Source organism: Cellulomonas sp. S1-8, assembly GCF_026184235.1.
Classification (GTDB): domain Bacteria; phylum Actinomycetota; class Actinomycetes; order Actinomycetales; family Cellulomonadaceae; genus Cellulomonas.
Map to the genome: position 1 here is coordinate 2855198 of NZ_CP110806.1, position 19629 is coordinate 2874826.

The window sequence follows — 19629 nt, forward strand, 5'->3', positions numbered from 1 at the left end:
CTGACCTGAACGTGCGGGGCCGGGTCGGTGGTGACCGCCACCGACCCGGCCCCGCACGCGTCACCCCTGAGCTTCCGGAGGACCCCCATGGCCACCTCGACCACGCAGCCGCGCGCCGGGCGCCAGCTGCCCGACTCCCCGCGCGACCCGCGCCGCGTCGGCTTCAGCCAGACGCTGGGCCGCTGGGACGTCAAGGTCTCGCCCTACCTGTACATCTCCCCCTTCTTCCTGCTGTTCGCGCTCACCGGCCTGTTCCCGCTGGCCTACACGGCGTACGTCTCCGTGCACGACTGGCACCTGCTGGGCGGCCAGGGTGAGTTCGTCGGCTTCGAGAACTTCGCGTTCGTCTTCCAGGAGCCGAACTTCTGGAAGGGGCTGCGCAACACCTTCAGCATCTTCCTGCTGTCGACGATCCCCCAGCTCATGGTCGCGATCGTCCTCGCGGCGCTGCTCGACGCGAACCTGCGGGCCAAGACATTCTGGCGCATGGGCGTGCTGGTGCCCTACGTCATCGCCCCCGTCGCCGTCTCGCTGATCTTCGGCAAGGTCTTCGCCGACCAGTCGGGTCTGGCGAACGCGATGCTCGGCATCATCGGGATCGACCCGATCAAGTGGCACGGTGACGTGCTGCCGTCCCACCTCGCCGTCGCGACGATGGTCAACTTCCGGTGGACCGGCTACAACACGCTGATCCTCCTGGCGGCCATGCAGGCCGTCCCGCGCGACCTGTACGAGGCTGCGGTCATCGACGGGGCGACCCGCCTGCGGCAGTTCCTCTCGATCACGATCCCGCAGATCCGGCCCACCCTCATCTTCGTGGTCATCACGTCGACCATCGGCGGCCTGCAGATCTTCGACGAGCCGCGCATGTTCGACCAGCTCGGCCAGGGCGGCGGCGACCGGCAGTGGATGACCGTGACGATGTACATCTACGAGCTCGGCTTCGGCAACTCCAAGAGCTTCGGCCGAGCAGCCGCGGTCGCCTGGGTCCTGTTCCTCATCATCCTCGCCGTCGGCATGCTCAACTTCTGGCTCACCCGCCGCATCGCGTCCGAGTCGACACCGACGGCACGAAAGAAGGTCAAGCGATGAGCGCGCCCTCGGTCCCCTACATCCGGCAGACCGCCGGTGCCGGCGCCGCCCGGGCGGCCAAGCGCTCGCGCGGACACGGCTCGGAGCGACGCCCGGGCTGGGTGACGTACCTGCTGCTCACGGCCTCGGTCGCGATCTTCACCCTGCCGATCTACTACGCGTTCCTGCTCGCCAGCTCGGACGCCTCGACGATCGCGCAGAACCCGATCCCGTCGTTGATCCCGCAGGGGAACTTCTTCGAGAACGTCAACCGGGTGCTGACCTCGGACATCAACTTCTGGAAGGCGCTGACCAACTCGGTCATCGTCGCAGTCGTCACGTCCGCGTCGGTCGTGCTGTTCTCGACGCTCGCCGGGTTCGCGTTCGCGAAGCTCCGGTTCCGTGGGCGCAACGGGTTGCTGCTGTTCGTCATCGCCACGACGGCCGTGCCGACGCAGCTCGGCATCGTCCCGCTGTTCATCGTCATGGCCGAGCTGGGCTGGCTCAGCAAGCTGATCGCGGTCATCGTGCCCGGTCTGGTCACGGCGTTCGGCGTGTTCTGGATGACGCAGTACCTGGAGTCGGCACTGCCCTACGAGCTGATCGAGGCGGCCCGTGTCGACGGTGCGTCGATGATCCGCACGTTCTGGAGCATCGCCCTGCCGGCGGCACGTCCCGCCGCCGTCATGCTCGGGCTGTTCGCCTTCGTCGGATCCTGGACGAACTTCTTCTGGCCGTTCATCGTCCTCGGCTCGACGAACCCGACGCTGCCCGTGGCGCTGCAGCTCCTGCAGGCGTCCTACTTCAAGGACATGTCGTTGATCATGGCGGGCGTGGTGCTGTCCGCCATCCCGCTGCTGGTGCTCTTCGTGGTCGCGGGTCGGCAGCTCGTCGCCGGCATCATGGCCGGCGCCGTCAAGGGCTGATCCCGCTCGACGTGCCCTGGTCGGGCGGCCGACACCCGGCCGCCCGACCAGGGACGGAGCAGGTCCAGAGGTAGCCTCGCGTCGTGCGGCACCCGGACCATGGCCAGGAGAACGTCCACGCTGCCCTGGTGCAGCCTCAGAGGGGATGACCAACGGTGGTCGAGAACTTCTCCACGCGTGCTGACCTGCTGCGCCCCGCCGCACCCACGCTCGAACAGGTGGCCGAGCGCGCCGGGGTGTCGCGTTCGACGGCCTCCCGCGCGATCAACGGGGGTCTGCGCGTCTCCCCCGAGGCCCTGTCCGCCGTCGAGGCCGCCGTCGCCGATCTCGGGTACACCCCGAACCGCGCCGCACGCTCCCTCGTCACACGCCGCACCGACTCGATCGCCCTCGTCGTGCCCGAGCCGGACGAGCGGGTCCTGTCCGACCCGTTCTTCGCCGGCACGCTGAACGGGCTCAGCACGTCGTTGGCCGACTCCGACATCCAGGTCGTGCTCGTGATCGCGCGCCCCGGTGAGAGCGAGCGGACGATCCGCTACCTGCGCAACGGTCACGTCGACGGGGCGATCGTCGTCTCGCACCACCGCGACGACGAGCTCGACCGGGCGCTGCTCGCGTCCCGCGTGCCCAACGTCTTCGTGGGTCGGCCGTTGTCCGCACCGGACCAGGACGTCCAGTACGTCGACACCGACAACACCGAGGGCGGGCGCATCGCCACCCAGCACCTCATCGACCGCGGCTGCCGGCGCGTCGCGACGATCGCCGGGCCGCAGGACATGTCGGCGGGCATCGACCGGCTCGCCGGGTGGCGGCTGGCGATGGAGGCCTCCGGGCTGGACCAGTCGGCGGTCGTGCACGGCGACTTCACGATCACCTCCGGCGCCCACGCCGCGCGGGACCTGATCACGCGGTTCCCGGACGTCGACGGCATCTTCATCGCCTCCGACCTCATGGCCACGGGCGCGCTCGGCGTCCTCGCCGAGCTGGGCCGCGACGTCCCGGGTGACGTCGCGATCGTCGGCTACGACAACCTCGGGGTCGCGGCGTCGACCACGCCCCCGCTGACGAGCGTCATCCAGCCGGTCGTCGCGATGGCCCGCGCCGCCGGCGCCCGGCTGCTCGGCCAGCTGCACGGCGCACCCAACAGCGAGCCGCTGATCTTCGCGCCCGAGCTGGTGATTCGCGCCTCCGCGTGACCCCCGGCTTCGACGTCTGACCGACGGAAGAACGCACGGTGACCGAGTGCTGACGCGCCTTGACACGCCGCGTCCGGTCACGCCAAGGTGGTCGCGGGCGCCGCACAACGACGTGCGGCGCCCCCGCCTCGTCCGGGCGGTGCCCCGAGAGGAGCCCCCATGCGTCGCAGCACCATCACCGAGCACGCCGCTGCGCCGCTGAGCCGCCACGAGCGCTCCCGCACCGCCCGTCGTCGGCGTACCCGCCGCCGGGTGGGCGCCTTGCTGGCCGTCGTCGTCACGGTCGCGACCGCGCTGCCCGCCGCCGCGGCGATCGACGACCAGACCCCGGCGGGACCGACGGTCCTGCAGGACACGGACGGCACCGGGACGCTCCCCGGCGGCGGCACCCGACCGCAGGCCACGATCGAGGACGAGGACGCGTGGTGCTCCTACCTGTCCTCCTCCTACCTGTCATTCCCCTCCCCGTGGTCCGCACGCGTCATCAACTGCCGCGACAGCGACCTGTTCGTCGCGCCCGTGTACTCCGACGGCGGCCTCGGCATGTGCGTGCTCGTGCCCGCGCGTCACAGCCGGCACCTGGGCGGCAGCATCACCCGATGGGTCACCGACATCCGGTACTGCTGACGGGTGGCGCGGCGTCTGCCGTGCCAGGGTGAGGTCATGGGCGACCACCCTTCCCCCCCGACCACCGCCGGCACGACCAGCCACGTCGACGCGTCGTCGGCGCCGCTCGCCACCGCGCAGCAACAGCTGTCGCGCGCGGTCGAGATCCTCGGCTACGACGCCGGCCTGCACGAGGTGCTCGCGACCCCGCGGCGCGAGCTGCGGGTCGCCGTCCCGCTGCGCCGCGACGACGGGCGCGTCCAGGTGTTCACCGGGTACCGCGTGCAGCACAACATCTCCCGCGGTCCTGGCAAGGGCGGGCTGCGCTACGCCCCCGGCGTCGACATCGACGAGGTCCGCGCCCTGGCGATGTGGATGACCTGGAAGTGCGCGGTCGTCGACGTGCCGTACGGCGGCGCGAAGGGCGGGGTGACGATCGACCCGCACACGCACTCGGCGGCCGAGCTCGAACGCGTGACGCGCCGCTACACCAGCGAGATCATGCCGATGATCGGGCCCGAGCGGGACATCATGGCGCCCGACATCGGCACGAACGAGCAGACGATGGCCTGGGTCATGGACACCTACTCGGTCAACCGCGGGTTCACGATCCCCGCGGTCACGACCGGCAAGCCGCTGGCGGTCGGCGGGTCGCTGGGCCGTCCCACGGCGACGTCGCAGGGCGTCGTGCACACGGCGCGCGCCACGCTGCGCGCCGAGGGTGTCGAGCTGGCCGAGGTCAGCGCGGCCGTGCAGGGCTTCGGCAAGGTCGGGTCGCACGCGGCGCGGCTGCTGCACGACGCCGGCACCCGCGTCGTGGCGGTCAGCGACGAGCACGGCGGCGTGCGGCGGGACGACGGCCTCGACGTGCCGGCCCTGCTCGAGCACGTCGCCCGCACCGGCGAGGTCGCGGGGTTCGCGGACGCCGACCCGGTCAGCAACGCGGACCTGCTGGCGCTCGACGTCGACCTGCTGGTGCCCGCGGCCGTCGAGGGGGTCCTCGACGGCGAGACCGCGGGACGCGTCAAGGCGCGGTGGGTCGTCGAGGGCGCCAACGGTCCGACCACGAGCGAGGGTGACCGCATCCTCGCGGAGCGCGGCGTCGTCGTGGTCCCCGACGTCCTGGCCAACGCCGGCGGCGTGGTCGTCAGCTACTTCGAGTGGGTGCAGGCGAACCAGGCGTACTGGTGGACCGAGCAGGAGATCGAGGAGCGTCTCGAGCGGCGGATGCTGGCGAGCCACGAGGCCGTCGCCGGCCTGGCGCGGGCGGAGTCGGTGACGCTGCGTGAGGCGGCGATGACGATCGGCGTCCGGCGCGTGGCGGAGGCGCACCTGATCCGCGGCCTGTACCCCTGAGGGCGCACGCCGCCGGCACGACCCTCGTCAGTGCAGCGCGTGGGGGCCCGCGTCGACCGGGGCCGCATCACCGGAGGCGGGCGCCCGCACCAGCTCGGCCGCTCGACCACCCGGCGTGCGCAGGGTCAACGTGCCGTCCTGCGACGCCACGACCCCGCCGTCCTGCAGCAGCCCCAGCACCGCGCGCTCGGTCGTCGTCGCCTCCGGCGGGCCGGCCATGAGCGTCGCGACCACCGGACCGAACGACAGCGTCGACCCCTCGAGGCGCCAGGTGCCGCGGACCCGGTTGACGCCGGCGTAGCCGAACACCATGCCGTCACCGTCGAAGGTCAGCCACGGCGGTCCCTGCAGCCCGTCGGCGAGGTCGGTGCCGTCGACGCGCACCACCCGCCACGTCCCGTGCAGCCACGGGGCGTCCGGGACGGCACCCGTGGGGTCGGCGGTGGTCGGCTCGTCGTGCCCGTCGTCGCGCATGCTCGATGATGGCACCCCCGTGACGGCGCGGGCGACAGGTGCGTCAGGCGCGCGGCAGCCGCTGCACCCAGTCGGCCAGCTCGACGCGCGGGCCCGTGTAGAACGGGACCTCCTCGCGCACGTGCAGCCGGGCCTGCGTGGCGCGCAGGTCGCGCATGAGGTCGACGATGCGGTGCAGCTCGCCGGCCTCGAACGCCAGGAGCCACTCGTAGTCGCCGAGCGCGAACGACGACACCGTGTTGGCGCGCACGTCGGCGTAGTCCCGCGCCGCCGCACCGTGCTCGTGCAGCATGCGGCGACGGTCCTCGTCGGGCAGGACGTACCACTCGTAGGACCGGACGAAGGGGTAGAGGCACAGGTAGTCGCCCGCGGGCTCCCCCGCCATGAACGCCGGCACGTGCGCCCGGTTGAACTCGGCCGGCCGGTGCAGCCCGACGACCGACCACACGGGGGTCAGGTGCGCGCCCAGGGCGCTGGCCCGCAGCCGGTGGTAGGCGCCCTGCACCTGCTCGACCGTCTCCGCGTGCCACCACACCATGAGGTCCGCGTCGGCGCGCAGGCCGGCGACGTCGTACCAGCCGCGCACGACGAGCCCGTCGTCGGACCCGACCGCGCGCTCCGCGTCGGCGACGACCGCGGCGCGCGCGTCGGCGTCGGCCGGCACGGGGCCGTCGACGGCGAAGACGGACCACATCGTGTAGCGGATGGTGGCGTTGAGCGCGGCTGCATCGGGGGCGGTCGGTGGCGTGGTCACGGGGGCTCCGTCGGCTGGGGTGGGCAGGTGCGGGGTCGGCACGGTCACGAGGCGGGGTCCGTCGAGCACGCGGCCAGGCGCCCGGAGTCCTCACCGGCGCGCATGCGGCAGCAGCCGGGGGCGCACACCGAACGGAACGCCGGCAGCTCCCCCGTGGTCGCCTGGGCAGGTCGCGGCAGGCCGGCGTCGTCGGCGCGGGCGATCGCGGCGCGCTCCAGCAGCAGGTCGACCAGGCCGCTGACGAACGCGTCCCGCACGCCGACCGAGTCCGCGCGCACGGCGGTCATGCCCAGCTCCTGCGCCGTCTCCAGCGCCTCGGTGTCCAGGTCGAACGCCACCTCCATGTGGTCGGAGACGAAGCCGACCGGCGACAGCACGACCGACGTCGTGCCCGCCGCGGCGAGGACGGCGAGGTGGTCGTTGACGTCGGGCTCGAGCCACGGCTGGCTGGGCGGGCCGGAGCGCGAGCAGAACGCCAGGTCCCACTCGACCGTCCGGCCGAGTCGCTGCGACGCCGCCGCGGCGACGGTGCGTGCGACGTCGAGGTGCTGCTCGCGGTACGACGCGCCGGCGACGACCGACGCCTCCTCCATCGTGTCCGGGATCGAGTGCGTCACGAACACGAGCCGCGGCCAGGCGGCGTCGGCCGCGACACCCGCGTAGGCCTCGACGACGGCGTCGACGTTCGCGCGCACGAAGCCCGGGTGGTTGAAGTAGGAGCGCACCTTGTCGACGACGAGCGGGTGCGACCCCTCGGGGGCACCGACCTGGCCGGCGAGGTCGCCCAGCGCGGTCCAGAGGTTCTCGCGGTACTGCCGGCAGCCCGAGTAGGACGAGTACGCGGAGGTGACCAGGGCCACGGCCCGGCGGGCGCCGGCGGCGTACGCCTCGGCCAGCGCGTCGCGCGTGTACGGCTCCCAGTTGCGGTTGCCCCACACGACGGGGACGTCGAGCCCCCGGCTGCTCAGCTCGGCCTGCACCGCGGCGCGCAGCGCGAGGTTCTGCTCGTTGATGGGGCTGCGGCCACCGAAGTGGTGGTAGTGCTCGGCGACCTCGGCGAGGCGCGCGTCCGGGATGTTCTTGCCCGCGGTCACGTTGCGCAGGAACGGCAGCACGTCGTCGGGGCCGTTCGGCCCGCCGAAGGAGAACAGCAGGACGGCGTCGTACGGGTCCAGCCCGGCCGCTCCGGCCAGGGGGACGGCCGTCCGGTCGGTGGCGGGGGGCGTCGAGGGCGTCGTCACGGGAAGCACCGTCCGATCATCCCATCGAGCCCGCCGGCCGCCCGTCGGCGGTGGCGCCGGGCGGCGTGACGTTGTCACGACACCGTGTCACCTCGTCGGGATCGGCGTGACCGTTCCGGTGCGCGTGCCGTCACCCGGACGGGTGCCTCCGGGTGCGTGCGGCCCGGCGCCGCTCTACCGTCGTCCTGGCGCGACACCTGCGCGCCGGAGTCCCAGGAACCGGAGCCCGATCGATGAGCGAGCCGTGACACGTGCCGGTCGGCACGCGGCGCCTGAGCTGGCGCACCGCTACGTGCTCGGCGAACGGTTGGGCGAGGGCGGCTCGGCCGAGGTCCTGCGGGCCGTCGACACGCGGCTCGACCGGCCCGTCGCCGTCAAGCTGTTCCGGCTCACCGGTGCGGACGCCGCCCAGGTGCGGCGCTACGCCCAGGAGGCCCGCGTGCTGGCCGACCTGTCCCACCCGTCCCTGGTGGCGCTGCTCGACGTCGGCGCCGACGTCATGCCCGGCACGGGTCCCGTCGCGTTCCTCGTCATGGAGCTCGTGGAGGGGCGCACCCTGCGCGACCTCGTCGCCGACGGACCCCTGGACGCCGTGACGACCGCCGACGTCGGGCACCAGCTCGCGCAGGGTCTGGCGCACGCCCACCGCGCAGGTGTCGTGCACCGCGACGTCAAGCCGTCGAACGTGCTGGTCGCGGACACGACGCCGACGTCGGGCCGCCGTGACGCCCCGACCCTGCCGGTCGTCCTCGCGGACTTCGGCATCGCTGCCTCCGAGGCGTCGCTGCAGGCAGCCCGCCCGGACGACCGCGCGACAGCCGGGTACCAGAGCCCCGAGCAGGCGCTGGGTGCGTCGGCCGGGCCCTCGAGCGACGTGTACTCCCTCGGTCTCGTGCTGCTCGAGTGCCTCACGGCCCGGCGCGCGTACCCGGGCGACCCGCTGACGGCTTCCCTCGCCCGCCTGCTGCACGGCCCGCAGATCGCCGACGACGTCGACCGCGACTTCGCGGTGCTGCTGCGCGCGATGACGGCGTCCGACCCCGCGCAGCGCCCCACGATGGTCGCGGTGTCCGCCGAGCTGCGAGGGCTGCGTCGCCAGCGCGAGCGGACGCTGCGCGTCTCCTGAGCCCACCCTCGGCCCCCTGAGCACCCCAGGAGTCGTCAGGGGCGGTGCGCCGCCAGCGGCACCGTGGCGGGCAGGGAGTCGAGCGCGTCGGCGATCTCGTCGGCCCAGGCCGCGACGGCCCCCATGTCGCGGTGGTCCCCCTCGCGCGCCCGACCGCCGGCGATGATGGCGCGCTCGGTGAACGAGAGCACCGAGCGGTCGAGGCGGCCGCGGAAGCTGCGGTGCCCCCGCGCGCCGACGCGGTCGCACAGCGCCGCGACCTCCAGGGGCGAGTTGGCCGAGTTGGCGGGCTGCGTGGCGAGGCCGGACGAGAACGTCCACACGAGCCGCCCGCGCAGGTCGTCGGCGCACCGGTCGGCGAGGTCGCGCGCAGCGGGCAGCCAGTGGGCGGTGTACACCGCGGAACCCAGGAGGACCGCGCCGTAGCCCGTCACGCCTGCGACCTCCTCGGGGGCGCGGAGGTCCACCTCGTGCCCGCGGCCGCGCAACCGGGCCGCCGCCACCTCACCGATCTCCCAGGTGCCCTGGTGGCGCGACGCCACCGCCAGGAGGATGCGCATCGTCGCTCCTTCGCCGTCCGTCGCCCGGGCCCGGTGCCCGTCGCTCCCCCATCGTCGCCGAGGGGTCGGCGGATCTCCTGGGCCCGAGGTCCCCGCCGGGTCAGCTGCCAGGCGGCTCGTCGTCGTCGGTCGTCCTGCCTGGTGCCGGCAGGTCCTGCTGGGCGAGGCGCAGCTTGGTGCACAGGTGCTCCAGCGTGGCGAGCTCGTCGGGGTCGAGCGCGCCGCCCACGAGGGCGTCGATCGAGTGCGCGTGCCGTCGGCCGATCTCGCGCTGGCGGGACGCGCCGAGGTCGGTCAGGTGCACGGCCCGGCCGCGGCGGTCGCCCTCGACCGGTCCGCGACGCACCAGCCCGTCGGCCTCGAGGCGGTCGACGAGGCGGGACAGGCTGGGCTGCGTCAGCAGGCTCGACCCGGCGAGCTCGCGCAGCCGCAGGGCGTGCTGCGGCGCGCGGGACAGGGTGTAGAGCACGTCGTACTCGCGCATGCTCGTGCCGCCCCAGACGTCGTCGCGGGCGAACCTGCGCACGAGCGTGACCTGCGCGCGGAACAGCGCCTCCCACGCGTCGACGGAGGCCCGCACGGCGTGTCCGGCGGCGACGGGCCCGGGTCCGGTGTCGTCCTCGACCATCAACGGTTCACCCCTTGCGCGGCCCCCGCCGGTCGCCGCATCCTCGTCACCGTCGCACCTCGACGTCGGGGAGATCATGTCATCACGGACCACCGCGACCGGCGTCCGGTGGCCGCTCCTCGCCGCGCCGAGCACCGTCACCCTGGGCGGCGCCACCTGCACGGCGGCCCGCGCGGGGCATGAGCGGGGCGTCGCGGGGGCCGCGCCCCGCGGCGTCCTGGCGGAGGGTCCGGTGGCACGTGCCACCGGGCCCTCGGTCACGTCTACCCTGGGGCGATGACCGAGACGGGCACGACGTACCTCCTGGTGGACGGCGAGAACATCGACGCCACGCTCGGCTCCTCGATCCTGGGCGGACGACCCACGCCGGAGCAACGGCCGCGCTGGGAGCGCGTCCTGAGCTTCGCCCAGCAGACGTGGCAGCAGCCGGTGAAGGCGCTGTTCTTCCTCAACGCGTCGAACGGCACGCTGCCGATGTCGTTCGTGCAGGCGCTCACCGCGATCGGCTTCGTGCCGATCCCGCTGTCGGGCGAGACGTACGAGAAGGTCGTCGACATCGGCATCAAGCGCACGCTCGACGCGATCGCGGGCCGCGAGGGCGACGTGCTGCTGGCGAGCCACGACGGCGACTTCGCGCCCGAGGTCGCGACGCTGGTCGACGGCGGCCGCCGGGTCGGTCTGCTGGCTTTCCGGGAGTTCACGAGCCAGTCGCTGGCCGGCCTGACCGCGCGCGGCCTGCAGACCTTCGACCTCGAGACGGACGTCGCGGCGTTCAACGTGCAGCTGCCGCGCCTGCGGATCATCCCGCTGGAGGAGTTCGACCCGCTGCGCTACCTCTGAGACGACGACGGCCGCACCCCGCAGGGGGCGCGGCCGTCGGTCGGGCGGGGCGGAACGGTCTCCCTCAGCCCGCGGCGGGTGTGAAGCCCTGCGTCAGCGCCTCGTCGATCGTCGTCCGCACGTGGTCGGCGTGGACGCCGTCGGCCGCCATGAACTCGACCCCGTGGGCGGTGCCCGAGACCTGGATGACGATCGAGGTCTTGTCGTTGCGCACGACCAGCGCGCTGTCGGCAGCCGGCACCTGCGGGTCGTCGGTCGAGGAGAAGACCTGCAGCGGCCCGGTGAACTGGCTCGTCTCGGCGCGGGCGTCGACCTCCCCGTACTGCGCCGGCGGGCTGAGCGCGACGACGGCGACGGCACCGAGGTCGTCGGCCAGGCCGGCGGCGAGCGTCCCGCCGGCCGACGCGCCGACGAACGCGACGTCCTTGGCACCGGTCGCGTGGAGCACGTCGAGCGCGGCCTGGAAGCCGACCTCGCCGGACGCGCCCCAGTCGTAGGTCGCGACGAGGTACCCGGCGCCGGCGAGGCGGACGACCTCGGCGGCCCACTGGCACACGTCGCCGCCGACCTGCGGGGCGAAGAGCACGCCACGCTCGCCCGCTCCGGCCCACGCGACGTTCGTCGCGGCGGCGGCCTCGCCGACCTGGGCGTAGGCCACACCCTCGGTGAGGCACGCGGGCGGGGGCGCCGAGGCCATCTCGACGGGGGCGCTCTCGAGCATCGTGGGGCCGGGCGCCTCGGTCTGCTCCGCGGTGGGCGGCGCGGAGGGCGACGGCTCGGTGCCGGTCGAGCACGCGGCGAGCAGCCCGAGCGCGAGGAGGCTCACGGCGGTGGCCCGGGCGCGCGGGGCGCGCGGGAGCAGCGGACGGGGGGACGGGGGGACGGGTCGCAGACGCACATGCGATTCCTAGGCGGTGGTCGCGGATAGGACAAGGCCCGTCCGGTGCGTAAACGTTTCGGACATCCTGTGAACCACGACGCGCTAGCGTGTGGCCATGCCGACGCTGTTCACGCGCATCATCGACGGCGGGATCCCCGGCCGCTTCGTCTGGGCCGACGACCTCGCGGTCGTCCTGCTCACCATCGCCCCCATCACCGACGGTCACGCGCTCGTCGTCCCCCGTGCCGAGGTCGAGCAGCTCACCGACGCCCCCGACGACCTGCTGGCGCACCTCGTGTCCGTCGCCCGCAGCGTCGGGCGCGCCCAGCAGGCCGCGTGGGGAGCGCCGCGCGCGGCGCTGCTCGTCGCCGGCTTCGAGGTCCCCCACCTCCACCTGCACGTGCTGCCGGCCTGGGACGAGTCGAGCCTCACGTTCGCCCACGCCCGCCACGACGTCCCGCCCGCCGACCTCGACGCCGCGGCGGAGCGCCTGCGCTCCGCGCTGCGCGACGCCGGGCACGGCGCGCACGTCCCCGCCGACGTGTCCTCCCCGGCACTGTGACCGTGGCGCGCACCGTGCCGCGGACCCCCGGTCCGGACCCGCTCGCCCGGGGACGACGCTGAGCGGCGGCACCGGCCGGCCGACCCTGCGGGAGCGGATGCTGCACGGCCGTGACCTGCGGGTGACGACGCTCGCACCCGCGGTCCGCACGTTCCTCGCCACCGAGGCGGGCAGCGCCGTCGTCCTGCTCGTCGCGACGCTCACGGCACTCGTGTGGGCCAACTCGCCGTGGCGCGACGCCTACACGGCGCTGTGGCACACGCCCGCCGGGATGTTCGTCGGCGACGTGGGCATCGAGCTGGACCTGCAGCACTGGGTCAACGACTTCGCGATGGCCGTGTTCTTCGCGGTCGTCGGGCTCGAGATCAACCGTGAGGCGACCCGCGGCGAGCTGCGTGACCCGCGCGCCGTCGCCGTCCCCGCGCTCGGTGCGGTCGGCGGGCTCCTGGTGCCCGTGCTGATCTTCGTCGCGTTCAACGCCGGCACCGAGGCCGTGCACGGCTGGGGCGTCGTGATGTCGACCGACACGGCCTTCCTCGTCGGCGTCCTCGCGCTGTTCGGCCCGCGCTGCCCCGACCGGCTGCGCATGTTCCTGCTGACCCTCGCGATCGTCGACGACATCGGCGCCATCATCGCCATGGCGATCTTCTACACCGACGGCGTCGACCTGCGCGCCCTCGCCCTGGCCGCGGCGCTCGTCGCGGTGCTGCTGGCACTGCGGGTGCGAGGTGTGTGGCGCCTGGCCCCGTACGTCGCCGTCGGGCTCGCCCTGTGGGTCGCCGTGCTCGCGTCCGGGGTGCACGCGACGATCGCGGGCGTGCTCGTCGGCCTGCTCGTGCCGACGACCATGCCGCACGACCGGCGCCGTGACGCGGTCGCGGTGCACGCCCGCCGCTTCCTGTCCGAGGGCGGCGCCGCCCACGAGCACGCCGCCGAGGTCGCCGGGCGCGCCGCCGTGCCCACGGGCGACCGGCTGCAGCGCGTGCTGCACCCGTGGAGCGCGTTCGTCGTCGTGCCGCTCTTCGGGCTCGCCAACGCGGGCGTGCGGCTCGACCCCGCGACGCTCGCCGACGCGTTCTCGTCCCGGCTGACCGTCGGCATCGCGGTCGCGCTCGTCCTCGGCAACGCGATCGGCGTCACCGGCGCCGCGACGCTCGCGCTGCGCCTGGGGCTGGGGGACCTGCCCGGCCGGGTGCGCTGGGGTCACCTCATGGGCGGTGCCGTGCTCGCGGGCATCGGGTTCACGATCTCGCTGTTCATCGCCCAGCTCGCGTTCGACGACCCGGTGCTGCTGGAGCGCGCCAAGATCGGCGTGCTCGCCGGGTCGCTCGTCGCCGCCGTCGCGGGGTCGCTGCTGCTGCGCTGGCTGGGCGAGCGGCTGCCGCTGTGCACGCCGCCGAGCCTGCCCCCGACGCTGCCGCCGCTGCCGTGGCGCACGGCCGGCTGACGCGGGCCGTCGCACCACCGGGCCGTCGCGCACCGGGACCTCACACCGCCGGACCTCACACCACCGGGTCGTCGGCTCCCCACGTCGCGAGCCGCAGCGTCCGGGCGTCGGTCGCGACGATCTGCGCCGCGCGCGACCGCAGCGACTCGACCGTGTCGACCCCGGCACGCACGAACCGGCCCGACAGGTCGTCCAGGTCCCCGGACGCGAAACCGAGGACCAGCGCCGCGACGTCCCGCGGCGACGTCCACTCGGTGCGGTCGGCGTGCGCGGGCATCGCGGCGGTCATGTCGGTCGCGACGACGCCGGGCGCCAGGTCGAGCACCCGCAGGCCCGCGGCGGCGTACTGGCGGTGGAGCTGGGTGGTGAACCGCGCGAGGGCGCCCTTGCTGATCGCGTAGCCCGTGTACGTCGTCAGCGCGCGGTGCCCCGACCCGGAGTTGACGTTGAGGACGCGCCCGCCGCCGCGCGCGAGCATGCCCGGCAGCACGGCGTGCGTGACGAGCAGCGGACCGCGCACGTTCGTCTCGACGACCCGCCACACGTCCTCGACGTCGTCGGCCGCGAACGGCACCTCGGCACGCTCGATGACGCCCGCGTTGTTGACGAGCAGCCCGATCCCGCCGTGCTCCGCCAGGTCGGCCTCGACACGGCGTACCGCGTCGGCCACCGCACCCGCGTCGACCAGGTCGGCCGCCGCGACGGTCGCGGGCGCACCCAGCGCCCTCACCTCGGCGGCGACCTCGTCGAGGCGCCCCGCGGTCCGGCCGACCAGCCCGAGCGCGTAGCCCTCGCGTGCCAGGGCCAGGGCCAGCTCGCGGCCGATGCCGCGTCCGGCGCCGGTCACCAGCGCCGTGCGCGGGACCGGCGGCGTCGGGCGGGCGGGCACGTCAGGCGTCGCGTCGGTCACCGGCCCATCGTGGCGCACCGTGCACGCGCACGTCGCGCGGGGTCCGCGCGACGCCGGTCACACCGCGTCGACGACCGCGCGCAGCGCCTCGAGCTCGACGCGGCCGCGGTACGGCACGCCGTCGATCAGGAGGGTCGGCGTGCCCGGCACGTCCAGCTCGATGCCGCCCTCGTAGTCCGCCTGCACGCCGCGTGCGTAGCGGTCGGCCGCCGCACCGGCGACCTGGTCGGGGTCGAGCCCCAGCTCACGCGCGTACCCCGCGAGGTCGGCGTCCGTGAGGTCTCCCTGGTGCGCGAACAGCAGCTCCTGCATCGGCCAGAACAGGCCGTGCGCGCTCGCCGCCTCCGCAGCGAGCGCCGCCGCGAGCGCGTGCGGGTGGACCTGGAAGAGCGGGAAGTGCCGCCACACGAGGCGCACACGCCCGTCGGACTCCTCGACGAGGCGCCGCAGCACGGGCGCCGCGTCGCGGCAGTACGGGCACTCCAGGTCGCCGTACTCGACGATCGTGACGGGCGCGTCGCGATCGCCCAGCACGTGACGGTCGGGGTCGGTGCTGACCTCGGCGGGATCGGGGGACGTCATGGCCGACAGCGTGCCGTGATCCGGGCCGGCGCGCACCTGTTCCGGGCTCATCGGCGCCGGGGCCGCAACGGGGGGCTCGCGGTGCCCGCACCGTCCGCGATGCCCTGGACGGCCTCGTGCAGCGCCGCGACGCCCGTGCGCGCGGGACGCCAGTCGAGCTCGCGCTCGGCGCGGGTGGTGTCGAGCAGCGGCGCGGCCATCGCCATGTCGAGCCACCCCGGCCCCACGGGCACGATCCGTGCGTGCCACGCGGCGGACAGCGCCGCACGGGCGACGCCGGGGGGCACCTCGCGGAGCCGCGCGCCGGCCACCAGGGCCGCCACGTCGGGCCCGCGCACGACACCGGGACCGGCGAGGTTGAACGCCCCGCTCACCTGGCGGACGACCGCCTCCCGGAACGCGTCGGCCAGGTCGTCGGCGTGCACCGCCTGCAGCCGCAGCCCGCGCGGCCACGGCAGCACGGGCGCGTGGCCGTCGAGCAGCCGCGCCGGCACGGCCGGACCCAGGAAGTAGCGGGCCAGCTCGTGGCCCGCGTCCCGCTGGAAGACCAGCGCGGGCCGCAGGCGGGCCACGACGAGCGACGTGTGCGCGACCGCGCGGTCCAGCAGCGTCTCGACGGCCGCCTTGTCGACGCTGTACGACGACGATCGGATGCCGTCCGCCGGCCAGGACTCGTCCCGCAGGTGGTCGCCCGGCGACGGCGCGTACGCCCCGACGGAGGACGCCACGACGAGGTGCGGGACACCGGCCCGTGCCGCCGCCCGGACGACGCGGCGCGCGCCCACCACGTTGGTGGCGCGCAGCCGGGCCCGGTCGTGGCTCGGCTGGATGGCCCACGCCAGGTGCACCACGGCGTCGGCGCCTGCGAACGCCGTCGCGAGCCCGTCGATCACCTCGACGTCCGCGTCGTGCGCGCCGATGTCGCACGTCACCCACGTCGCGGCGTCGTACGGCGGTGGGGGGCGGTCCCTGGGCGTGCGGCGTGCGACCGCGACCAGCGACGTCACCGTGCTGTCCTGCGCGAGGCGGCGCAGCACCGCGGTGCCCACGTTGCCGCTGCCGCCCACGACGACGACCCTCATGCGGTCCCCCGCCCGGCCGTCGGCATCATGCCGCGGGGTCCGGTGCGACCGCAGGCGAGCGGTCGACCGCGGCCTCCTCGACGAGAGGACGCGCGTGCTCGCGTCCCCGCCACGTCCGTGCCCGCACCCGTCCCACCGTCCCGCCGCTCGTCCCGCCTCTCGTCGTGCCACCGTCGCACCCCCCTCCCGGGTCCGCATCCGCGCGCCGACCACCCGCGAGCGCGGCCGACGGCGTGGTGGGGACAGGAGATCGGACAAAGTTCGCGTGGCGGCTCAACATCCGGGGCGTGAGCCGCGTCTTCAGAGGGCAAGCAACGTCACCCCCCCCACCCGGAGGTAGCACCATGAACGCGAACCCCACCCACACCACCCGCCCGCGGCACCGCCGCCTCGTCGTCGTCGGCGCCGTCGCTGCCGGGCTCTCGATCGCCTGCGCCGGCGGGGCGATGGCCGTCGCACCGCAGTCCGCGGTGTCGCAGGGCGTCGTCTCCGCGCTGCAGACCGTCGGCATCGAGTGGGAGGGCATGCCCGAGGGCTACACCCCCGAGCAGTACACCGCGTTCTGGGACGCCGGGTACACGTACGGTGACGCGCAGCACCTCGCCGAGCTGTGGGACGTCGACCTGACCGAGGCCAAGGCGCGCGCCGGGCAGCTGGTCGTCGACGGGCAGACCCTGCCGATCACCCCCGCCACCTACCCCGACGCCGGCTCCGACCCGTTGTCCGTCGCGATCGACGCGCTGTGGGCCGCCGGGTACACCTTCGAGGACGTCCAGGAGCTCTCCGCGCTGTGGAGCACCGACGACTTCGAGACCAAGGCACGGGCCGGCCAGGTGCTCCTCGACGGGCAGACGCTGCCCGTCGAGCCGAGCGGCACCGCCACGTCGGGGTCCTGAGCCCATGGCGTCCGGCATGCTGGACCACCGCGCCCGCGAGGAGACGACCATCGACACGGACGGCCTGACGCTGCGCACCGGCGTCGAGATCGAGCTGCTAGCACCCGTCGGGTCCGACCGGCAGGCGCTCGCGGACGTCCTCGCCGCCCGCTCCGGCGGCAGGGTGCGACGGTCCTTCCACACCGACAGCGAACCGTCGGCCGTGCCGGGCGTCGGTGTCTTCCGACACCTGTCCCCCGCGTTCGACGTCGTCGACGGGCAGGGGCGTCCCCTCGCCCGGCTCGTCGACGACGTCACCATCGAGGCGGACCTCGCCCCGGTGCCCGGCAGGCGTGACCTGCCCGGGCACCGGGGGTGGTACCGCGTGCTGTGCGACGACGCGCGCCTGCTGCGGCTCGTCGAGCGGCACGCCGACCCCGACGCGTCCCTCGCGGACGTGCTGCGGCCCGTCGCCGACCTGTTCGGGGTCGCGGTCGACGTGCTCCCCGGCGCCGCACGCGTCAACGACGCGGCGGGCGCGAGCATCGCTGTGGCGATGCCCCTGCCGCCGGGCCGCGAGCGCCCGTGCGAGATCGTCACGCCGCCGCTGGAGCACGCGCACGTCCGCACGTTGGAGGCCCTGCTCGCCCCCGCACGCGACCTCGGGTTCACCGTGCCGCAGGAGGCCGCCGTGCACCTGCACGTCGACGGCGGCCCGTACCGGGCACCCGCACCCTTCGCCAACCTCGTCCGGCTGTTCGCGCACTGGCGCGAGCCGCTGTGGGCGGCGCTGGGCACCAACCCGGCCTGCCGCCGGCTCGCCCCGCTGCCGGACGCGCTCCTCGACCTCGTCGAGCGGGACCACGCCGGCACGGCCGAGGGCTGGGCGCGCCTGCAGCAGGACGCCCGCACGATCGGGCTCACGAAGTACGCCGACGTGAACCTCACGCAGCTCGTCGCCCGGCGCCCCGTGCGCGACACGGTGGAGGTGCGGATCCTGCCCGGCTCGATCGACGGGCACGACGTGGTCCGCCGCGCCCGGCTCGTCGAGCAGCTGCTGCTGCGCTGCCGGGAGCCGCGGCCGCTGCCCCTGCCGGGTGCGGACGCCGCCCACGACCCGCGGGCGGCGCTGTCCGCGCTCGCCGCCGACCGCCAGGAGGCCACCCGATGAGCGTCTGGACCCAGACGTCGCGCCCGGACAGCGCCGCGATCCCGGTGGTACGTCCCCTGCACGCCGTCACCGGACCGTCGCCGGCCGAGGACGGTGCCACGCACCACCTCGACGACGTCGTGCGCGCGCACCTGCCCGGGCTGCTGCGCTACGCGACCGTGCTGACGGGCGACGGCCACACCGCCGCCGACCTGGTGCAGGAGGTCCTGCTGCGCGCCCACGTGCGCTGGACCCGCATCAGCCTCATGGACCGACCCGACCTGTACCTGCGCCGGATGGTCACCAACGAGCACCTGTCGTGGCGCCGCCGGTGGCACGTGCGCACCGTGCACCCCTCGACGGAGGAGGTGCTCGCGGCGCACGCGGACCCGACGCGCGACCACGCCCACCGCGTCGTCGAGGACGACGCCATGTGGGAACGCCTGGCGGCGCTCCCGCCGCGGCAACGCACCGTCCTCGTCCTGCGCTACTACGAGGGCCTCGCCGACCTGGAGATCGCCCAGGTGCTGGGCACCTCCGCCGCCACCGTCCGCTCCCACGCATCCCGCGCGCTCGCCACGCTGCGGGTCGCCGACCTCACCACGGAGTCCTGATGAACGAGCACCTGCGAGCCGTCCCCGGCTCCCCCGGCGACGACGCCGGCACCCACCGACCCACCGACGGCGCGCCCCCCGGGCCGCCCCCCGACCTCATGGTCGAGCGGATCGCCCGGTCGCTGCGCACCCGCGACGCGCTGCAGCCCGACCCTGCGGTCGTCGCCGCGCGCCTCGAGGCGCAGCTGGCGTCCCGGGCGGCGGCCCACCGCACCCCCGTGCGCCTCATGACGAGCCGTGGGGCGCGGATCGCCGCCGCGGGGATCGTCACCTCGACGCTCGCCGTCGGCGGCGCCGGTGCAGCCGCGGCCGCGAACCCGTACTCCCCGATGGCGCGCACGGTCGAGAACGTCGTCCAGGCCGTGGGGATCGAGTGGAGCGCCATGCCGGACGGCTACACCCGCGAGCAGTACGAGGCGTTCTGGGGCGCGGGGTTCGAGACCGAGGACATCAACGCGCTCGCGGAGCTGTGGGGCACGGACACGACGGAGACGAAGGCGCGTGCCGGGCAGATGCTGCTCGACGGCGACGTGGTGCCGGTCGCGCCCGGCTCGATGACGACGGACGTGACCGCGGACCAGATCGCCGCGCTGTGGGCCGCCGGCTACGTCTGGGACGACGCGCTCGCGCTGGCCGACCTCTGGGACGTCGACGTCTCCGAGGCGAAGGCGCGCGCGGCGGTGGCGTTCGCCGCGGGGCAGGCGCTGCCCGTCGCGCCGTCCGGCGAGGTGGGCGGCGAGGGCTGAGCG

The 19629-nt window shown here is 74.6% G+C and carries 22 protein-coding genes; 13 read left to right on the forward strand and 9 right to left on the reverse strand.

Annotation, left to right across the window (positions count from 1 at the left end; all coding sequences use genetic code 11):
* The first annotated feature begins 87 nt into the window (after positions 1 to 87).
* The 5 genes from OKX07_RS12790 (at position 88) to OKX07_RS12810 (ending at position 5155) form a co-directional block, all read left to right on the forward strand.
* Positions 88 to 1092, forward strand: a complete 1005-nt coding sequence (locus OKX07_RS12790; RefSeq protein ID WP_265628445.1) for a carbohydrate ABC transporter permease — start codon at positions 88 to 90, stop codon at positions 1090 to 1092.
* The gene (locus OKX07_RS12795) at positions 1089 to 1997 is read left to right on the forward strand and encodes a carbohydrate ABC transporter permease (RefSeq protein WP_265628446.1); all 909 of its coding nucleotides are present in this window, start codon (positions 1089 to 1091) and stop codon (positions 1995 to 1997) included. The genes OKX07_RS12790 and OKX07_RS12795 overlap by 4 nt, the downstream gene beginning before the upstream one ends.
* A gap of 155 nt (positions 1998 to 2152) precedes the next feature.
* Positions 2153 to 3193 carry a LacI family DNA-binding transcriptional regulator gene (locus OKX07_RS12800; RefSeq protein ID WP_265628447.1) on the forward strand — a complete coding sequence of 347 codons (1041 nt, stop codon included), beginning with the start codon at positions 2153 to 2155 and terminating at the stop codon, positions 3191 to 3193.
* 159 nt (positions 3194 to 3352) lie between these two features.
* A complete protein-coding gene (locus OKX07_RS12805; protein WP_265628448.1) occupies positions 3353 to 3820 on the forward strand; it encodes a hypothetical protein in 468 nt (155 codons plus the stop codon).
* Between the two features lie 36 nt (positions 3821 to 3856).
* Positions 3857 to 5155: a Glu/Leu/Phe/Val family dehydrogenase gene (locus OKX07_RS12810; protein WP_265628449.1), complete on the forward strand. Its 1299-nt coding sequence runs from the start codon at positions 3857 to 3859 to the stop codon at positions 5153 to 5155.
* A 27-nt stretch (positions 5156 to 5182) separates the two neighbouring features.
* On the opposite strand, the gene OKX07_RS12815 is transcribed toward OKX07_RS12810, so the two are convergent.
* The 3 genes from OKX07_RS12815 to OKX07_RS12825 are packed head-to-tail and all read right to left on the reverse strand — an operon-like array spanning position 5183 to position 7624.
* Positions 5183 to 5629, reverse strand: coding sequence for an META domain-containing protein (locus OKX07_RS12815; protein ID WP_265628450.1), 447 nt, complete (start codon positions 5627 to 5629; stop codon positions 5183 to 5185).
* Between the two features lie 43 nt (positions 5630 to 5672).
* The gene (gene hemQ, locus OKX07_RS12820) at positions 5673 to 6383 is read right to left on the reverse strand and encodes a hydrogen peroxide-dependent heme synthase (protein WP_322746782.1); all 711 of its coding nucleotides are present in this window, start codon (positions 6381 to 6383) and stop codon (positions 5673 to 5675) included.
* A 44-nt stretch (positions 6384 to 6427) separates the two neighbouring features.
* Complete coding sequence (locus OKX07_RS12825) at positions 6428 to 7624, reverse strand: ferrochelatase (RefSeq protein WP_416220784.1); 1197 nt, start codon at positions 7622 to 7624, stop codon at positions 6428 to 6430.
* Positions 7625 to 7868: 244 nt separating this feature from the next.
* Here OKX07_RS12825 and OKX07_RS12830 point away from each other — a divergent pair, with 244 nt between their 5' ends.
* Complete coding sequence (locus OKX07_RS12830; RefSeq protein ID WP_265628451.1) at positions 7869 to 8750, forward strand: serine/threonine-protein kinase; 882 nt, start codon at positions 7869 to 7871, stop codon at positions 8748 to 8750.
* A 35-nt stretch (positions 8751 to 8785) separates the two neighbouring features.
* Here OKX07_RS12830 and OKX07_RS12835 read toward each other — a convergent pair whose 3' ends face one another.
* Complete coding sequence (locus OKX07_RS12835) at positions 8786 to 9310, reverse strand: flavodoxin domain-containing protein (protein ID WP_265628452.1); 525 nt, start codon at positions 9308 to 9310, stop codon at positions 8786 to 8788.
* A 100-nt stretch (positions 9311 to 9410) separates the two neighbouring features.
* Positions 9411 to 9938 carry a MarR family winged helix-turn-helix transcriptional regulator gene (locus OKX07_RS12840; protein ID WP_265628453.1) on the reverse strand — a complete coding sequence of 176 codons (528 nt, stop codon included), beginning with the start codon at positions 9936 to 9938 and terminating at the stop codon, positions 9411 to 9413.
* A gap of 276 nt (positions 9939 to 10214) precedes the next feature.
* Between OKX07_RS12840 and OKX07_RS12845 the strand changes: the two genes are divergently transcribed.
* A complete protein-coding gene (locus OKX07_RS12845) occupies positions 10215 to 10778 on the forward strand; it encodes an NYN domain-containing protein (RefSeq protein ID WP_265628454.1) in 564 nt (187 codons plus the stop codon).
* A gap of 64 nt (positions 10779 to 10842) precedes the next feature.
* Here OKX07_RS12845 and OKX07_RS12850 read toward each other — a convergent pair whose 3' ends face one another.
* Positions 10843 to 11676 carry an alpha/beta hydrolase gene (locus OKX07_RS12850; RefSeq protein ID WP_265628455.1) on the reverse strand — a complete coding sequence of 278 codons (834 nt, stop codon included), beginning with the start codon at positions 11674 to 11676 and terminating at the stop codon, positions 10843 to 10845.
* Between the two features lie 97 nt (positions 11677 to 11773).
* Here OKX07_RS12850 and OKX07_RS12855 point away from each other — a divergent pair, with 97 nt between their 5' ends.
* Together OKX07_RS12855 and nhaA are read left to right on the forward strand one after the other, a co-directional pair.
* Positions 11774 to 12220, forward strand: a complete 447-nt coding sequence (locus tag OKX07_RS12855; RefSeq protein WP_265628456.1) for an HIT family protein — start codon at positions 11774 to 11776, stop codon at positions 12218 to 12220.
* 97 nt (positions 12221 to 12317) lie between these two features.
* Positions 12318 to 13667, forward strand: a complete 1350-nt coding sequence (gene nhaA / locus OKX07_RS12860) for a Na+/H+ antiporter NhaA (RefSeq protein WP_265628457.1) — start codon at positions 12318 to 12320, stop codon at positions 13665 to 13667.
* Positions 13668 to 13722: 55 nt separating this feature from the next.
* Here the strand turns inward: nhaA and OKX07_RS12865 are convergent, their stop codons facing one another.
* From OKX07_RS12865 to OKX07_RS12875, 3 genes are read right to left on the reverse strand one after another with little or no spacing between them, the layout of a single operon-like run.
* On the reverse strand, positions 13723 to 14577 hold the full coding sequence (locus OKX07_RS12865) for an SDR family NAD(P)-dependent oxidoreductase (protein WP_265628458.1): 855 nt from the start codon (positions 14575 to 14577) through the stop codon (positions 13723 to 13725).
* A gap of 57 nt (positions 14578 to 14634) precedes the next feature.
* On the reverse strand, positions 14635 to 15159 hold the full coding sequence (locus OKX07_RS12870; RefSeq protein ID WP_265628459.1) for a DsbA family protein: 525 nt from the start codon (positions 15157 to 15159) through the stop codon (positions 14635 to 14637).
* A 47-nt stretch (positions 15160 to 15206) separates the two neighbouring features.
* Positions 15207 to 16241 (reverse strand): NAD-dependent epimerase/dehydratase family protein, encoded by a 1035-nt coding sequence (locus OKX07_RS12875; RefSeq protein ID WP_265628460.1) that lies wholly within the window; start codon positions 16239 to 16241, stop codon positions 15207 to 15209.
* A gap of 344 nt (positions 16242 to 16585) precedes the next feature.
* Between OKX07_RS12875 and OKX07_RS12880 the strand changes: the two genes are divergently transcribed.
* The 4 genes from OKX07_RS12880 to OKX07_RS12895 are packed head-to-tail and all read left to right on the forward strand — an operon-like array spanning position 16586 to position 19626.
* The gene (locus OKX07_RS12880) at positions 16586 to 17137 is read left to right on the forward strand and encodes a hypothetical protein (protein ID WP_265628461.1); all 552 of its coding nucleotides are present in this window, start codon (positions 16586 to 16588) and stop codon (positions 17135 to 17137) included.
* 4 nt (positions 17138 to 17141) lie between these two features.
* Positions 17142 to 18287 carry an amidoligase family protein gene (locus OKX07_RS12885; RefSeq protein ID WP_265628462.1) on the forward strand — a complete coding sequence of 382 codons (1146 nt, stop codon included), beginning with the start codon at positions 17142 to 17144 and terminating at the stop codon, positions 18285 to 18287.
* Entirely contained in the window at positions 18284 to 18880 is a 597-nt protein-coding gene (locus OKX07_RS12890; protein ID WP_265628463.1) for a SigE family RNA polymerase sigma factor, read from the forward strand. Before OKX07_RS12885 ends, OKX07_RS12890 begins: the two co-directional genes overlap by 4 nt.
* The gene (locus OKX07_RS12895) at positions 18880 to 19626 is read left to right on the forward strand and encodes a hypothetical protein (RefSeq protein ID WP_265628464.1); all 747 of its coding nucleotides are present in this window, start codon (positions 18880 to 18882) and stop codon (positions 19624 to 19626) included. The genes OKX07_RS12890 and OKX07_RS12895 overlap by 1 nt, the downstream gene beginning before the upstream one ends.
* Positions 19627 to 19629 lie beyond the last annotated feature (3 nt).

Excerpts from the sequence above, each read along its gene's own strand:
- OKX07_RS12790 (WP_265628445.1), top strand. The coding sequence starts at position 88 with ATGGCCACCTCGACCACGCAGCCGCGCGCCGGGCGCCAGCTGCCCGAC.
- OKX07_RS12795 (WP_265628446.1), top strand. The coding sequence starts at position 1,089 with ATGAGCGCGCCCTCGGTCCCCTACATCCGGCAGACCGCCGGTGCCGGC.
- OKX07_RS12805 (WP_265628448.1), top strand. The coding sequence starts at position 3,353 with ATGCGTCGCAGCACCATCACCGAGCACGCCGCTGCGCCGCTGAGCCGC.
- OKX07_RS12810 (WP_265628449.1), top strand. The coding sequence starts at position 3,857 with ATGGGCGACCACCCTTCCCCCCCGACCACCGCCGGCACGACCAGCCAC.
- OKX07_RS12815 (WP_265628450.1), bottom strand. The coding sequence starts at position 5,629 with ATGCGCGACGACGGGCACGACGAGCCGACCACCGCCGACCCCACGGGT.
- OKX07_RS12835 (WP_265628452.1), bottom strand. The coding sequence starts at position 9,310 with ATGCGCATCCTCCTGGCGGTGGCGTCGCGCCACCAGGGCACCTGGGAG.
- OKX07_RS12840 (WP_265628453.1), bottom strand. The coding sequence starts at position 9,938 with ATGGTCGAGGACGACACCGGACCCGGGCCCGTCGCCGCCGGACACGCC.
- OKX07_RS12845 (WP_265628454.1), top strand. The coding sequence starts at position 10,215 with ATGACCGAGACGGGCACGACGTACCTCCTGGTGGACGGCGAGAACATC.
- OKX07_RS12855 (WP_265628456.1), top strand. The coding sequence starts at position 11,774 with ATGCCGACGCTGTTCACGCGCATCATCGACGGCGGGATCCCCGGCCGC.
- nhaA (WP_265628457.1), top strand. The coding sequence starts at position 12,318 with ATGCTGCACGGCCGTGACCTGCGGGTGACGACGCTCGCACCCGCGGTC.
- OKX07_RS12870 (WP_265628459.1), bottom strand. The coding sequence starts at position 15,159 with ATGACGTCCCCCGATCCCGCCGAGGTCAGCACCGACCCCGACCGTCAC.
- OKX07_RS12875 (WP_265628460.1), bottom strand. The coding sequence starts at position 16,241 with ATGAGGGTCGTCGTCGTGGGCGGCAGCGGCAACGTGGGCACCGCGGTG.
- OKX07_RS12880 (WP_265628461.1), top strand. The coding sequence starts at position 16,586 with ATGAACGCGAACCCCACCCACACCACCCGCCCGCGGCACCGCCGCCTC.
- OKX07_RS12885 (WP_265628462.1), top strand. The coding sequence starts at position 17,142 with ATGGCGTCCGGCATGCTGGACCACCGCGCCCGCGAGGAGACGACCATC.
- OKX07_RS12890 (WP_265628463.1), top strand. The coding sequence starts at position 18,284 with ATGAGCGTCTGGACCCAGACGTCGCGCCCGGACAGCGCCGCGATCCCG.
- OKX07_RS12895 (WP_265628464.1), top strand. The coding sequence starts at position 18,880 with ATGAACGAGCACCTGCGAGCCGTCCCCGGCTCCCCCGGCGACGACGCC.